The 14,614-nt window shown below is 65.3% G+C and carries 16 protein-coding genes and 1 riboswitch; of the genes, 2 read left to right on the plus strand and 14 right to left on the minus strand.

The genetic code is table 11. The features are described from left to right. Window positions 1-31: 31 nt before the first annotated feature. From ABIE56_RS14825 to glyA, 13 genes are all read right to left on the minus strand, one after another. Window positions 32-604, minus strand: coding sequence for a hypothetical protein (locus ABIE56_RS14825; RefSeq protein ID WP_429244552.1), 573 nt, complete (start codon window positions 602-604; stop codon window positions 32-34). Window positions 605-649: 45 nt separating this feature from the next. Further along, window positions 650-1,615, minus strand: a complete 966-nt coding sequence (locus ABIE56_RS14830) for a potassium channel beta subunit family protein (protein WP_429244553.1) — start codon at window positions 1,613-1,615, stop codon at window positions 650-652. Window positions 1,616-1,624: 9 nt separating this feature from the next. Beyond that, window positions 1,625-2,128 carry a phosphatidylglycerophosphatase A family protein gene (locus ABIE56_RS14835; protein WP_429244554.1) on the minus strand — a complete coding sequence of 168 codons (504 nt, stop codon included), beginning with the start codon at window positions 2,126-2,128 and terminating at the stop codon, window positions 1,625-1,627. After that, on the minus strand, window positions 2,125-3,075 hold the full coding sequence (thiL, locus tag ABIE56_RS14840; RefSeq protein ID WP_429244555.1) for a thiamine-phosphate kinase: 951 nt from the start codon (window positions 3,073-3,075) through the stop codon (window positions 2,125-2,127). Before thiL ends, ABIE56_RS14835 begins: the two co-directional genes overlap by 4 nt. Window positions 3,076-3,112: 37 nt before the next feature. Then, entirely contained in the window at window positions 3,113-3,562 is a 450-nt protein-coding gene (gene nusB / locus ABIE56_RS14845; protein ID WP_429244556.1) for a transcription antitermination factor NusB, read from the minus strand. Further along, the gene (gene ribH / locus ABIE56_RS14850; RefSeq protein WP_429244557.1) at window positions 3,559-4,026 is read right to left on the minus strand and encodes a 6,7-dimethyl-8-ribityllumazine synthase; all 468 of its coding nucleotides are present in this window, start codon (window positions 4,024-4,026) and stop codon (window positions 3,559-3,561) included. The genes nusB and ribH overlap by 4 nt, the downstream gene beginning before the upstream one ends. Window positions 4,027-4,073: 47 nt before the next feature. Then, window positions 4,074-5,006 (minus strand): muramoyltetrapeptide carboxypeptidase, encoded by a 933-nt coding sequence (gene ldcA / locus ABIE56_RS14855; RefSeq protein ID WP_429244558.1) that lies wholly within the window; start codon window positions 5,004-5,006, stop codon window positions 4,074-4,076. A gap of 10 nt (window positions 5,007-5,016) precedes the next feature. Next, on the minus strand, window positions 5,017-6,108 hold the full coding sequence (ribBA, locus tag ABIE56_RS14860) for a bifunctional 3,4-dihydroxy-2-butanone-4-phosphate synthase/GTP cyclohydrolase II (RefSeq protein WP_429244559.1): 1,092 nt from the start codon (window positions 6,106-6,108) through the stop codon (window positions 5,017-5,019). 13 nt (window positions 6,109-6,121) lie between these two features. After that, window positions 6,122-6,763: a riboflavin synthase gene (locus ABIE56_RS14865; RefSeq protein ID WP_429244560.1), complete on the minus strand. Its 642-nt coding sequence runs from the start codon at window positions 6,761-6,763 to the stop codon at window positions 6,122-6,124. Window positions 6,764-6,885: 122 nt separating this feature from the next. After that, window positions 6,886-7,036: riboswitch (FMN riboswitch) on the minus strand. 122 nt (window positions 7,037-7,158) lie between these two features. Then, window positions 7,159-8,133, minus strand: coding sequence for a Gfo/Idh/MocA family protein (locus ABIE56_RS14870; protein WP_429244561.1), 975 nt, complete (start codon window positions 8,131-8,133; stop codon window positions 7,159-7,161). Then, on the minus strand, window positions 8,130-9,197 hold the full coding sequence (gene ribD / locus ABIE56_RS14875; protein ID WP_429244584.1) for a bifunctional diaminohydroxyphosphoribosylaminopyrimidine deaminase/5-amino-6-(5-phosphoribosylamino)uracil reductase RibD: 1,068 nt from the start codon (window positions 9,195-9,197) through the stop codon (window positions 8,130-8,132). Before ribD ends, ABIE56_RS14870 begins: the two co-directional genes overlap by 4 nt. A gap of 38 nt (window positions 9,198-9,235) precedes the next feature. After that, the gene (gene nrdR / locus ABIE56_RS14880; RefSeq protein WP_429244562.1) at window positions 9,236-9,751 is read right to left on the minus strand and encodes a transcriptional regulator NrdR; all 516 of its coding nucleotides are present in this window, start codon (window positions 9,749-9,751) and stop codon (window positions 9,236-9,238) included. 3 nt (window positions 9,752-9,754) lie between these two features. Further along, window positions 9,755-11,011: a serine hydroxymethyltransferase gene (gene glyA / locus ABIE56_RS14885; RefSeq protein ID WP_429244563.1), complete on the minus strand. Its 1,257-nt coding sequence runs from the start codon at window positions 11,009-11,011 to the stop codon at window positions 9,755-9,757. 215 nt (window positions 11,012-11,226) lie between these two features. Between glyA and ABIE56_RS14890 the strand changes: the two genes are divergently transcribed. Then, window positions 11,227-11,829: a hypothetical protein gene (locus tag ABIE56_RS14890; protein ID WP_429244564.1), complete on the plus strand. Its 603-nt coding sequence runs from the start codon at window positions 11,227-11,229 to the stop codon at window positions 11,827-11,829. A gap of 26 nt (window positions 11,830-11,855) precedes the next feature. Here ABIE56_RS14890 and ABIE56_RS14895 read toward each other — a convergent pair whose 3' ends face one another. Continuing rightward, on the minus strand, window positions 11,856-12,674 hold the full coding sequence (locus ABIE56_RS14895) for a reprolysin-like metallopeptidase (protein WP_429244565.1): 819 nt from the start codon (window positions 12,672-12,674) through the stop codon (window positions 11,856-11,858). Between the two features lie 212 nt (window positions 12,675-12,886). Between ABIE56_RS14895 and ettA the strand changes: the two genes are divergently transcribed. Beyond that, window positions 12,887-14,545 carry an energy-dependent translational throttle protein EttA gene (ettA, locus tag ABIE56_RS14900; protein WP_429244566.1) on the plus strand — a complete coding sequence of 553 codons (1,659 nt, stop codon included), beginning with the start codon at window positions 12,887-12,889 and terminating at the stop codon, window positions 14,543-14,545. The last annotated feature ends 69 nt before the right edge of the window (window positions 14,546-14,614 follow it).

The following is a 14,614-nucleotide window of genomic DNA, read 5'->3' on the forward strand; positions in this document are numbered from 1 at the left end:
GTCATCGACGATGATGACGCCAGCGCCGTCGTTATTTTTGCTTCGCGTTCATTGCGTCGAGGTGCGCCTGGGTTTGGGCCAGCGTGGGAAGGCCCATCGCCTCGCGTTGCGCTTCCGTCACCGCATTCGGATCCGTCGATGCCATAGCCCACTTTCCAGTCGTCTTGTCCCGGCTGAACTGGGTTCCATACCACTGCGGCTTCCCAGCCTTTACCAGGATGCGGTCCCAAGCCTGCGCCGTGAGCACGCGCGCGTCTGCATTGGTGGGATCGAGGCGTGATGCTGTCGTCGCCAATGCAAATGCCAGCTGCGTGTCTTCCACGGCCTCGCCGTGCTGGAAAATCAGCGCGGCGTTGACGTAGTCAGACGCCGTCCGTATCTCGCCGGCGCGAAGCAAGCCCATCACTTTTTCCCGTCGCCCAGCGTCCCGCTGCGCGACGACTGCCCAGTCGATGGAGCCCGATCCCGGCGCCCGGTCGGCCTGGTCGGCGGCTTCGAGTTGGGCAAGTGTGGCATTGGGCGCGATCGTCGCGGCAAGTGCGGTGCATGGCGAAGCCATGCATGCGAGCGAGAAAAACAGCCCGTTCCATGTAAGTGTTCGCATATCCTTTTCCTTCCATGTGAATGGTGGCCCATCGCGCGCGCGGCGCTAAAGCACCGCCGCGATTTTCGCCATCACCGCATCGGTCAACAACGGCACGGCATCGAGGGCCTTCAGGTTCTCTTCGAGCTGGTGCTTCTTGCTCGCGCCCAGGATCACCGTCGACACGTGCGGGTTCTTCAGGCACCACGCCAGCGCCAGCCGCGCCAGTGGCATGCCAAGCTCCTCGGCGAGGGGGACCAGTGCGCGCACCGTTTTCAGTTGCGCGCCATCGTTCTCGAGCAACGCATCGCGTAACCACGCGTAATCCGGGTGACCCAGGCGCGAGTCATCGGGCACGCCATCGTTATACTTGCCCGTGAGCAAACCGGACGCCAGCGGCGACCAGATCGTCGTGCCCATGCCGTAGTCGCGGTACAGCGGCGCGTATTCTTGTTCCACGCGCTCGCGGTGCAGCAGGTTGTACTGCGGCTGTTCCATGGAGGGCGCGACGAGATGGTTCTCGCGTGCGACACGATGCGCTTCGCCGATCAGTTCCGCCGGCCACTCACTGGTGCCCCAATAAAGCACCTTGCCCTGGCGCACCAGCGCATCCATCGCCCACACCGTTTCCGCCACCGGTGTATCCGGATCGGGACGGTGGCAGAAGTACAGATCGAGATAATCCACGCGCAGGCGCTCGAGCGCCTGGTGGCAGGCATCGAACACGTGCTTGCGCGAAAGCCCGCGCTGCGTCGGCTTCGGATCGGTGGTCGCGCCGAAATAGACCTTGCTCGAAACGCAGTAGGCATCGCGCGGCAAGCGCAGGTCGGCGATGACATCGCCCATCAGCCGCTCGGCGTCGCCCGCGTTGTAGGTTTCCGCATTGTCGAAGAAGTTGATGCCGTGGTCGTAGGCGAGCGCGATCAGCTCGCGCGCCTCGGAACGGCCGACCTGACGGCCGAACGTGACCCACGCACCATACGACAGCGCCGACAGTTTGAGGCCGGTGGCGCCGAGGCGACGGTATTCCATGCGGGTCTCCTAAAGGACGAGGTACTGGATGAGGTGCAGGGCGATGGCGGCAAAGATACCGGCGATCAGGTCATCCAACATGACACCGAGGCCGCCCTTCACCCGGCGATCGAACCAGCTGATGGGCCAGGGCTTCCACACGTCGAACAGCCGGAACAGCGCGAAGCCAAGCACGATGCACCACCACGCGGGAACGATGAGTGCAGGCAGCAGCGCGATCCACTGGCCAACGAATTCATCCCACACAATGCTGCGGTGATCGGCCACGCCAATGATGCGGCCGGCCACGTCGCACGCCCACACGCCGACGGCGAACGACGCGGCGATGATGAGCAACCAGGCCCAGGCCGGCAGCGTGTGCAGCGCCAGCCATGGGAGTATCGCGGCGAGCGAACCGAACGTACCCTGCGCTTTCGGCGCAAGCCCCGAGCCGAAGCCGGTGGCAAGCCAGCCCGCCGGCGTGGCGAGCAGGCGGCGGCGGTGCTCCGCATCCAGCACGTACTTCGTACTCATGCGAAGTGGTTCCAGCCCGCGCGCTCGGGCTTGCGCACCTGCCCGGCGGCATCGATGACGCGGACGCCCTCGCCTTCCACGATACGGCCAATCCGCGTCGCGCCGCAGCCGACGCGCGCCAGATCCGCAGCCACATCGCTCGCCTTGTCGGCGGGCACGGTGAAACACAGCTCGTAATCGTCACCGCCGGACAGTGCGAAGGCGATGGCGTCCACGTCGTGGAAATTCGTGAGCATCGCCGACGAATGCGGCAACAGCGCCGGATCGATCTCCGCGCCGACGCGGCTCTTGCTGCAGATGTGCCCGAGATCGGCCACGAGGCCATCGGATACATCGACGCACGCCGTGGCGATGCCGCGCAGTGCCTGGCCGGCGGCAACGCGCGGCGTCGGGCGGTTAAGCCGCTCGACAAGCGATGCGTATGGCGCGATGTCCGCTTCGGCCAGGCAGCGCAGGCCGGCGGCCGCATCGCCCAGCGTCCCGGTCACCATCACGACATCGCCGACCCGCGCGCCCGAGCGCAACAGCGCCTGGCCGGGCGTCGTAAAGCCATGCACCGTGACGGTGACGGTAAGCGGGCCACGTGTCGTATCGCCACCGATCAATGCCAGCCGGTACGGCGTGGCCAGTTCGGCGAAGCCACGGGCCAGCCCATCGATGAACGCCTCGTCGGGCGATGGCAGGGTCAGCGCGAGCAGTGCCCACGCAGGCGTGGCGCCCATCGCGGCCAGGTCGGAGAGATTGACCGCCAGGGCCTTCCAGCCGATATCGGCCGGCGCGGTACCGACGGGAAAGTGGATCCCTTCAACGAGGGTATCCACGGCGATCGCGAGTTCGCGGCCCGCGGGTACGGAGACCACCGCCGCGTCATCGCCGATGCCCACGGCGACATCGTCGCGGTGGGTATCGGTGTGCCGGCGGATCCGTTCAATCAGGTCGAATTCCATGCGTGCTCCCTCAGCGCGCAAGATTCGCGCAAGGCAATCAGGATCGCTTCTCGGCCGTACGCCAGTGCGTCGCGAGTTTGTCGAGAACGCCGTTCACATAGCTGTGGCCATGGTCGGCGCCGAAACGCTTGGTAGCTTCCACGGCTTCGTTGATCACGACGCGGTACGGCACGTCCGGGCGGTACTTCAGCTCGTAAGCGCCCATGCGCAGCGCGGAAAGCTCGATCGGATCGATCTGGCCCACTTCGCGATCCACGAACGGACGAATGCCTTCGTCCAGTTCCTTCACGTGCTGGTCCACGCCACGCAGCAGGTCTTCGAAGTATTCCAGGTCAGCCACCTGCATATCCTGCTCGTGGCGGAACTGTTCGATAACGTTGCCCATCTTGGCACCGCCCACCTGCCAGGCGTAAAGCGCCTGCAGGGCACGGCGGCGGGCGCGCGAGCGCGCGGCCAGGTCGATGCCGTGCGGAGGTGTGTTATTCATTTGCCGAGCTTCGTGTAGAGGTTGACCATTTCGATCGCGACCATGGCCGCATCGGCGCCCTTGTTGCCGGCCTTGGTACCGGCACGCTCGATGGCCTGCTCGATGCTATCGGTGGTGAGCACACCAAACGACACCGGCACGCCCGAGGCGTAGGCGGCCTGGCCGAGGCCCTTGGCGGCTTCGCCAGCCACGTAATCGAAATGCGGGGTGGAACCGCGGATCACGGCGCCAAGGCCGAGCACCGCTGCGTACTTGCCCGAAGCGGCGACCTTGTAAGCGGCCTGGGCAATTTCCCATGCGCCCGGCACGCGGATCAGGTCGATCGCATCGTCCTTCACGCCGTGGCGGACCAGGGCATCACGCGCGCCTTCTACCAGCGGCTCGACGACAAACGCGTTGAAACGGCCGGCGACGATGGCGAAACGGCCCTTGGGGGTGGCGAAATCGCCTTCGATGATCTTCATGGGTACGGTGTCCTGTGGGGCGGGCGGCCGCCGGGCGGCCGGGTATTTTACGGGGTTTTGGGGCGTGGGTGGCCGCTAAAGGCCAGGCGGGCACGGCCATCGGCCACATCCAGGCGGCCGTGGACGCCAAAAGGCAGGGTGAGCTTGGCCGGGCCATGGCCAAACGGCAGGCCGCGAACCAGCGGAATGCCCGCCGCCGCGCCAATCCGCTCGAAGGCCACGGAGAGGTCGTAGCCGTTGTCGTACTCGGCCACCCGGCAGCTGGTGAAATCGCCGATCAGCAAGGCCTTCTGCTTGCCGAGCACCCCGGCGTGGAGCAAGTGATACAGCATGCGCTCCACCCGGTATGGCGGTTCGGCGATGTCCTCGATGAACAGGATGCCACCCTCGATCCGGGGGAAGTAATCCGAGCCCACCAGGCCGGAAAGCATGGCCAGGTTGCCACCCCAGATCGTGCCTTCCAGGGCCAGGTCGGCGGCGTCGGGCGTATCCCAGGTGGCCTCGCCCTCCCCGCTACCCAGCGTTTTCCAGAAGTGCTCCCAGGTCAGCGTATCCAGTTCGGGGGCACCGAAATCCGGGCCGAGCATCGGCCCTCCCAGGGTGGGCAGGCCGCTGCGGGCCAGCAGGGCGCACTGCAGGGCCGTGAAGTCGCTATGCCCCACCAGCGGCAGCGGCGAACGACCGAGCCGGGCGCGCAGCCCGTCGTAATCCAGCAGCGGCAGCACCGGGTGGGCGCCATAGCCCCCGCGGATCGCCAGGGCGATATCGGGCAACGGCAAGCCAGGATCGGCCAGGGCGTTGATGTCGGCGGCGCGCTGGGCATCGGTCCCGGCAAAGCGCAATTCACGGCGCTTCAGCACGTCCTTGCCGTGCACACGGTGGCCCGCCGCCTCCAGGCGTTCGATGCCAATGCGCATGGCTTCGGGATTGTGTGGGTAACCGGCGGGGGCGATCAGGCGGATATCGTAGGTATCAGGCATGGGCTCAGGTTTAGCTGTCCTGCTCCACCACTTCAAGGCCGAAGCCCGAAATGCCCACGAACTTTCGCGGCGTGCCGATCACACGCAGGCGTTTCACACCAAGATCGGCAAGGATCTGTGCGCCCAGGCCGAGCTGGCGCCATTCCTGGTCATCCTTGGGTGCGGGCATCGGCACGGCGTCGCCACGCAGGCGCGCCAGCAGTGCCTCGGGCGTATCGGCGCCGGAGAGCACCAGCATCACGCCACGATCCTCATCGGCAATGCGGCGCAGGGCTTCGGTCACCGTCTGGCCCAGGTCATCGCGCTTCAGGTGCAGCACATCGGAAAGCGTGTTGCGCACGTGCACGCGGGTAAGCACCGGCCCGCCATCGGCGATGGCGCCGCGCGACAAGGCAAAATGCAGGCCGCTGCGGATGGCATCACGGTACGCCACCAGGTGGAACGGGCCGAATTCCGTTTCCACGTCTTCCTCGAAGACGCGCTCCACGGTCTTTTCCGTTTCCAGCCGGTAACGGATCAGGTCGGCGATGGTGCCGATCTTCAGGCCGTGCTTCGCCGCGAAGAGCTCCAGCTCCGGCCGACGCGCCATCGAGCCATCGTCGTGCAGCACCTCGATGATCACCGCGGACGGATCAAGGCCCGCCATGGCGGCCAGGTCGCAGCCGGCCTCGGTGTGGCCGGCACGGGTAAGCACACCCCCCGCCTGGGCAGTGAGCGGGAACACGTGCCCGGGCATGGTGATGTCGGCCGGCTTGGCATCCTTCGCCACCGCTGCCTGCACGGTACGAGCGCGGTCGTGGGCGGAGATGCCCGTGGTGACGCCTTCAGCCGCCTCGATCGAGACCGTGAAATTGGTGTGGTACGGCGAATTGTTGTCCGCCACCATCGGCTTCAGGCCGAGCTGGCGCGTACGCTGCTCGGTGAGCGTAAGGCACATCAGGCCGCGTGCCTCGCGCACCATGAAGTTCACGTCTTCGGGCCGCACTTTCTCGGCCGCCATCACGATGTCGCCTTCGTTCTCGCGGTCTTCGTCATCCAGGATGATGACCATGCGGCCGTTGCGCAGGTCCTCGAGGATTTCGGGGATGGTGTTGAATGACATGGGGAGGGTCCGGTCAGGCGAAGCCGTGTTCTTTAAGGAAACCTTCGTCGAGGCGCGGGGCGCCGCCGCTTGAGAGCAGGCGCTCCACATAGCGGGCCACCACGTCCACTTCGATATTCACGGCATCGCCGGGGCGGCGCGCCGAGAACGTCGTGTGTTCCACCGTGTGCGGGATCAGGTTCACGCCGAACCGGGTGCCATCCACTTCGTTCACGGTAAGACTCGTGCCATCGATGCACACCGAGCCCTTGTGGGCGATGTAGCGCGCCAGGTCCCGTGGTACCTCGAAGGTCCAGCGCAACGAGCGGCCATCGGGCACCACCGACATGACCTTGCCCGTGCCATCGACATGGCCCGAGACCAGGTGGCCGCCGAGGCGATCGGCCAGGCGCAGGGCCTTTTCGAGATTCACCTTGTCGCCAGCCTTGTGCTTGCCCAGCGAGGTCATGGCCAGGGTCTCGTTCGACACGTCCGCGGCGAAGCTGTGGCTATCGAACTCGATAACCGTAAGGCACACCCCGGACACGGCGATGCTGTCGCCCAGGGCGACATCGGCCATATCGAGGGTGGTGGTATCGACCACGAGGCGCACGTCACCGCCACGTGGCTCGAGCCGCGCGATGCGGCCGACGGCCTGGATAATGCCGGTGAACATATCAGAGGCCCCCTGCGATGGAGGCCGCGACGGAACGCTGGGTTTTCATGAAACGTTTCCCGCTAGGTTGGCGAAAAACGCCCCAAGGCGCATGGCGCCACGCGCCCGTTGGGGGCGCATGGTGCCGTCTTCTTTCATCCGGACTGTAACCGTCGGCTCCGGCATTGGACCGGATCTGCTGACCTCCCGGCAGCTGCCGGGAGCGCTCGCGGGCTTATTTCCCAAGGGAAACCTACCGCCGGTGGGGAGTTTCGCCCCGCCCTGAAGACGCTTGAATGTGGTGCGGAGCATAACATGGGGGCCGGGATACCCCATGCAAGCCCGCTTTTTTGTAGGAGCGCGCTTGCGCGCGATGCGGGGTATGAGGCGAGCACCCATCGCGCGCAAGCGCGCTCCTACATAGATCTTAGAACCTGGTCCATGACCCAGCTGGTGCGGGCGGCGGTTTCCCCCGTCGAGGGGCAAGCGCCCCGCCCCAGCAGTGCATCCACCATCGTGGTGATCAATGGCTGCTGTATATGTGCCGGGTTTTCGATGAGAAGGTTGTCGGTCTTGCCGTCGGTTTCGACGTGAATGGGGCCATCGCCAAAGGTGGCGAAGACCAACCGGCCGCGATCACCCACGATTTCCACGCGATCCTCACGGCGGTCGGCACCGAAGTTCCACAGCCCGGTCCCCACGACGCCGCCTTCGAAAGCAAAGGCCATGGCGACCGTGTCTTCGGCCGGGTAGGCGGCCATCTGGTTCCGGGCCATGCCGCGAACGTCCACGATCGGGCCCAGCAGGAAATCCAGGATATCCAGCGTATGGCTGCCGATATCGACAAAGATACCGCCGCCGGAGAGCTCCGGGCGCACCCGCCATGGCAGGTTCGCCTTGTCCTGGTACTGCCTTTCAAACGGATGGTGCAGCAGCGTGGTCACGAAGCGCGGCGTGCCGATGGCGCCTTCGCGCAGCAACCGGGCGATGGTGGTGAAGCGCGGCAACGCGCGGCGGTAATAGGCCACGAATACCGGCACGCCGGCCGCCCTGCCCGCCTCGACGATATCGAGGCATTCGCGATGATCCATCGCCATGGGTTTTTCGATGTACACCGGCTTGCCGGCGGCGATGGCCTTCAGCGCGTACTCGCGATGGCTCGACGGCGGCGTGGCGATGTAGACCGCGTCAACCTGCTCATCGGAGATCAGCGCCTGCGCGTCGTCATACCAACACTGTACGCCGTGGCGTTCCGCGTAGTCGCGCGCCTTGTCGCCATCGCGGCGCATGACCGCGACCAGCGAGGAACCCGGCACTTTCGCGAAGGCCGGCCCGCTTTTCAACTCGGTGACCGCGCCGCAACCGATGATGCCCCAGCGCACGTGTTTCATGGGGCCGAGGGACGCATCAGCAGGCGCATATCATCGCCCACCTGGCGGCGATCAATCGTATCCAGCTTCCAGCGCGACGCCATGTCATCCAGCGGCGGCAGGTGCAGCATCGGTCGCGCGCTGTTCCCCAGCAACACCGGCGCCACGTAGATCAGCAGCTCATCCGCCAGCCCTTCGGCGAGCAAGGCGCCACAGAGTACCGGGCCCGCTTCGACGTGCACTTCGTTCACATCGTGCTGCGCCAGCCAGTGCAGTGCGGCCCGCAGATCCAGCCCCTTGCCTTCCTCGACGCGGATCGCGGCACGCCGCACATCCTGCAAGTGTGCAGGCACCTCAGCACCCGCTGCGTGGAGCAACACGGTTGGCGCGCTGTCATCGAGCACATGCAAACCGGCCGGGGTGCGCAGGTGCGTATCCAGGATCGCACGCAACGGCGGCACGAACGCTTCGCCCTCCGGGAGCCGCACGGTAAGGTGCGGATCATCGGCAAGCACGGTGCCGCTGCCAGAAAGGATGGCGGAGGCACGGGCGCGCCAGCGCTGCACATCCGCGCGCGCCGCTTCGCCAGTAATCCACTTCGAAGAGCCATCGGCCAGCGCGGTGCGGCCGTCGAGGCTCATGGCCAGCTTCACACGCACCCACGGGCGACCACGCTGGATGCGGCTGAAAAAGCCGATGTTGAGTTCGTGCGCGGCATCTCGCATCAGGCCGATCTGGACGCCGATACCGGCGGCGCGAATCTTTTCGATGCCCTTCCCATCCACCTGCGTGAACGGATCTTCGTGCGCGATGACCACGCGGCCAACACCGGCCGCGATGAGTGCATCCGCGCAGGGCGGTGTCCGCCCGTGGTGCGCGCAAGGTTCAAGCGTCACGTACGCCGTGGCACCGCGCGCGGACTCGCCCGCCTCGCGTAGCGCGAATACTTCCGCATGCGGCTCACCGGCCTTCGGATGCCAGCCGGTACCCAGCACCGTCTCGCCCCGTGCGATGACACAACCCACCCGCGGGTTGGGCTGGGTGGTATGCATGCCGCGCGCAGCAAGGCGCAGTGCATGGGCCATGTGGACATGGTCCATGGCGGGAAAGAACGGGCGGCTCATCAGCTCTTGCGTCCGCGCCGTGCCGCTTCAAGCAGCGGCAATTGCAGGCCCTCGAGCGAAGGCAGGTCACGCTCCAGCTTCTCGATCTCCTCGCGGAACGCGTGGACATCCTCGAAGCGGCGGTACACGGACGCGAAGCGTACGTAGGCGACCTGGTCGAGCGCCTTGAGTTCGCGCATGACCAGTTCGCCGACGTGGCGTGATGGCACCTCGCGCTCGCCGCTGCGGCGCAAATCATTGGTGACCGCACGCATGGCGGCATCTACCGCGTCGCTGGCGACCGGGCGCTTCTGCAGCGCACGTTCGAAGCTCACCCGCAGTTTGTGCTCGTCGAACGGCTCGCGGCGATCGCCTGATTTCACGATCGCCGGGAGTTTCAGTTCGGCCGTTTCGAATGTATTGAAACGCTCACCACACTGCGGGCACTCGCGCCGCCGACGCACCGTCCCACCATCTTCAGTGAGCCGGGAATCGATGACGCGGGTGTCTTCGTGCTGGCAGAACGGACAATGCATCGATCAGCCGTATACCGGGAAGCGCTTGCACTGCGCCGTGACCTTCTCGCGCACCGCAGCGATGACGGCATCGTCGTTCGGCGCATCGAGTACGTCACAGATCCAGTTAGCCAGATCGATCGTATCGGCTTCCTTGTAACCACGGGTGGTGATCGCCGGCGTGCCGACGCGCAGGCCCGAGGTGATGAACGGCGAACGTGGATCGTTCGGCACGGCGTTCTTGTTCACCGTGATGTGCGCCTTGCCCAGCGCGGCTTCCGCATCCTTGCCGGTGGCATCGCGGCCGATCAGGTCGATCAGCATCAGGTGGTTTTCCGTACCGCCCGACACGACCTTGTAGCCACGTGCGATCAGCGTCTTCGCCATGGCCTTGGCGTTGGCCACGACCTGCTTCTGGTACTCGGTGAATTCGGGTTCGAGCGCTTCCTTGAAGGCCACGGCCTTCGCAGCGATCACGTGCATCAGCGGGCCGCCCTGGATACCGGGGAACACCACCGACTGCAGCTTCTTCTCGAGTTCTTCGCCCAGGCCCTTCGCCACGATGATGCCGCCGCGCGGACCGCGGAGGGTTTTGTGCGTGGTGGAGGTAACGACGTGGGCGTGCGGCACCGGGTTCGGGTACACACCGGCCGCGATGAGGCCGGCGACGTGGGCCATGTCCACGAACAGGTACGCACCCACCTTGTCGGCGATCTCACGGAAGCGTGCCCAGTCGAGCACCTGCGAGTAAGCCGAGAAGCCGGCGACGATCATCTTGGGCTTGTGCTCCACGGCGAGCTTTTCGATCTCGTCGTAGTTGACCAGGCCCGTGTCCGGATCGATGCCGTACTGCACGGCATTGAAGATCTTGCCCGAGAGGTTGACCTTGGCACCGTGGGTAAGGTGGCCACCATGGGCCAGGCTCATGCCCAGGATGGTGTCGCCCGGCTGCAGCAGCGCGAAGTAAACGGCCTGGTTGGCCTGCGAGCCCGAGTGCGGCTGCACGTTGGCGTAATCGGCGCCGAACAGCTTCTTCAGGCGCTCGATAGCCAGCTTCTCGGCGACATCCACGTATTCACAGCCACCGTAGTAGCGCTTGCCCGGGTAACCCTCGGCGTACTTGTTGGTCAGCGTGGAGCCCTGGGCTTCCATCACACGCGGGCTGGCGTAGTTCTCGGAGGCGATCAGTTCGACGTGATCTTCCTGGCGGCGGGACTCGTTGGCGATCGCCTGGGCGAGTTCGTCGTCGTAGCCGGCGATCGTTGCATCCTTCGGGAACATCTCAACCTCGTTGTACGGGTGGGGAATGGAGACTTGAAAGTGTAACGCCCGGGGTGTGGGCCGGCCACTAGGCCGCCGAAACTCAAGGGTTTACCGACAAAACGTGTAGGCGAATGCCGATCATTTCACCGTCGGGCGCCACAACAGGGCCCGTCGCGCCTAGACTCGGCTCCGGGCACCGATGCCCATCCCCATGAATTGCAAAAGGATTTGCCATGAAACGCCTTGTACTGGCGCTTGCCGCCGTGTTGCCCTTGCCTGCCCTGGCCACCCCGCCACCCACCCTGGATATCCATTTCGTCCTGCACCAGGACGTGCAGATGAACGAGCAGGATTTCGTTTCCGAGCATGTCAGCGCCTGGCTGGGCCACATGCGCTCGGAGGTCGTGCCCGGCCAGGACATCCGGATCCATGTGCACCGCCAGTGGGAAAACCTGGAGCTGACCCCTTATGGGTACGAACGCGCCTTGCACGACTGGGCACGCCGGGCCGGCCCCGTGGCCGATCGCCTGGCGGTCGACCGGCGGGCGATCCGCATGGTGCTGGTGACCCAGGGAGCGCCCACCGGCGGCAACGTGCTGGGCATTGCCTTTGCGGGCGATCGCTTTGCCATGGCCAGTGTGCGGAATGCCAACACGGTGGCCCACGAGCTGGGCCACACGCTGGGCGCCGTACATGGTGACGTGGAGCGTTGGGCCTTCTGCGACACCATGATGACCGACCCGCAGCTCTTCCGGTGGCCGTGCGAGGTCTATTCAAAGGCCAACCAGGCGCGCATCCGTCGTTACCTTGACGAGGGTGTATTCGACCGCGACTGAAACCCTGGCCCCAACGAGGGGGCCGGTCAGTCGACGACCGGCCCCGCGACCTGGCCCTGGGCGCGCGGCAGGGCTGGCCCCAGGTGGTAGTAATCCTGGATCCGCCGCCGGTTGGCGGCGGAATACGCGTAGCAGCTGTTGAGGAAGGGCACCGGAATGGCGGTCATCGTGGTCTGGCACCACCACCAGTCCGTGGCGCGTGTTTCGGCATCCTCATGGGTCGCGCCCAGCAGGTGGCCCACCTCGTGCGCGACGATGTTCCAGGGCCCCGTCAGGGACGCTACCGCTTCAGCCCCCTCGCCATAGGCCTTGCCCGCGGAGAGGAAGCCGACATTCTCGGGAACAAGCAGGATGAACTTGTTGCGGTAGCTGGCCATCCAGGGCAAGCCATAGACCTCCGCAAAACGACGCAGTGCGAACGACCAGTCGGCCAGCGTCTCGTCATGCCCGTGTCGGATGTCTGTGAGACCGGGCATGTCGGTAAGGTACGTCACCCGGATCGGCTGGCCGGGGAGCATCTGCTGAAGCTCATCCAGCCACCAGCCGATGTAGCCATCGTGAATGGTCTTTATGAGCGTATCGGGCGGCCGGCCGTCATCGCCGAGCGCCGCATGGAACATGAACGGGTCGTCCGCCGGGCTCACCGGCGGGTTCACCACGTCGTCGTGCAGGAAGATGAACAGGCGCAGGGGGGTGACTTCGCCCGTCTCCATGAGTGGGATCTCGTCCGCACCGGTGATGTGAACGTAGGGCGAGCCAGGGGCGGTGCCGGGGGCGGCGCCGAGCGCCGCTGAGGCACCCAGGCAGGCCAGCAGGCCCAGGGCGAGGCGGGGGAACATGGGCATGACACGAGTCCTTTCGCGGTGAGGGGGCCGGACTATAGGTCGCAACCACCCCGCTCGCGCACCGCCCTACAGCCTGCGAGGCGCCCGCCTACGCAATTCCGCGCCAGATGCCCCGTGGTGGTCAGCCTTCGACATGGAAGCTCGCTATAATAGGGGTTTGCCCGGTGGGAGCCTTCCTGGTTCCGGGGCACGGCTTTCCTGACGGAGCGTCCATGCAATACATCTACACCATGAACGGGGTGAGCAAGATCGTCCCCCCGAAGCGCCAGATCATCAAGGACATCTCGCTGTCGTTCTTCCCCGGCGCCAAGATCGGCCTGCTGGGCATCAACGGTGCCGGCAAGTCGACGGTGCTGCGGATCATGGCCGGCGTCGACAAGGACTTCCAGGGCGAAGCCCGCGCCAACCCGGGCACCAAGATCGGTTACCTCGCGCAGGAACCCGACCTGGATCCGAACAAGACGGTGCGCGAAGCCGTCGAGGAAGGCGTTTCCGAAGTCCTCGATGCCCAGAAGCGCCTTGAAGAAGTCTATGCGGCCTACGCCGAGGACGGCGCCGATTTCGACGCGCTCGCCAAGGAACAGGAAAAGCTGGAAGGCATCCTGGCCGCCAACGATGCGCACGCCCTGGAGCGCCAGCTCGAAGTGGCTGCCGATGCCCTGCGCCTGCCGCCGTGGGATGCGAAGATCGGCCCGCTGTCCGGTGGTGAAAAGCGCCGCGTGGCGCTGTGCCGCCTGCTGCTCTCCAAGCCGGATATGCTCCTGCTCGACGAGCCCACCAACCATCTCGACGCCGAATCGGTCGACTGGCTGGAAACCTTCCTGCACGACTACCCGGGTACGGTCGTGGCGGTCACCCATGATCGCTACTTCCTCGACAACGCCGCCGAGTGGATCCTTGAGCTGGATCGCGGCCGCGGCATTCCCTGGAAGGGCAACTACACCGAGTGGCTGGAGCAGAAGGACGAGCGCCTTAAGCAGGAAGCCAACCAGGAGAAGTCGCGCCAGAAGGCGATCCAGAAGGAGCTGGAGTGGGTGCGTTCGGCCGCCAAGGGCCGCCAGTCGAAGGGCAAGGCTCGCCTTAACCGCTTCGAGGAGCTGAACTCGGTCGAGTACCAGCGCCGCAACGAAACCAATGAAATCTTCATTCCGCCGGGTGAGCGCCTGGGCCAGGAAGTGATCGAGTTCAAGAACGTCACCAAGTCGTTCGGCGATCGCGTGCTGATCGAAGACCTGTCGTTCAAGATCCCCGGCGGCGCCATTGTCGGCGTCATCGGCCCGAACGGTGCCGGTAAGTCCACGCTCATGAAAATGATCATGGGCAAGGAAACGCCGGATTCCGGCGAAGTGAAGCTGGGCCACACGGTCAAGCTGGCCTACGTCGACCAGTCCCGCGATGCACTCGATCCGGCCAACAATGTGTGGCAGGAAGTGTCGGGCGGTTCGGACATCCTTACGATCGGTAACTTCGAGATCCAGTCGCGCGCCTACATCGGCCGCTTCAACTTCAAGGGCACCGACCAGCAGAAGATCGTCGGTTCGCTCTCCGGTGGTGAGCGTGGCCGCCTGCACATGGCCAAGACCCTGCTCCAGGGTGGCAACGTGCTGCTGCTCGACGAACCGTCGAACGATCTGGACGTCGAAACGCTGCGCGCACTCGAAGACGCCTTGCTCGAGTTCCCGGGCTGCGCCGTGGTCATCTCGCATGACCGCTGGTTCCTCGATCGCATCGCCACGCACATCATTGCGTTCGAAGGCGATTCGCACGTCGAGTTCTTCCCGGGCAACTACAACGAGTACGAAGCCGACAAGAAGCGCCGCCTCGGCGACGACGCCGGCCCGAAGCGCGTTAAATACAAGAAGCTGGTCTGACAAGACCCGCAACCCTGTAGGAGCGCGCTTGCGCGCGATGGCTCCTGCCGCAAGGCAGGATGGGAAAAG

Origin of the sequence: Luteibacter sp. 621, from assembly GCF_050435445.1 — a bacterium.
GTDB lineage: Bacteria > Pseudomonadota > Gammaproteobacteria > Xanthomonadales > Rhodanobacteraceae > Luteibacter.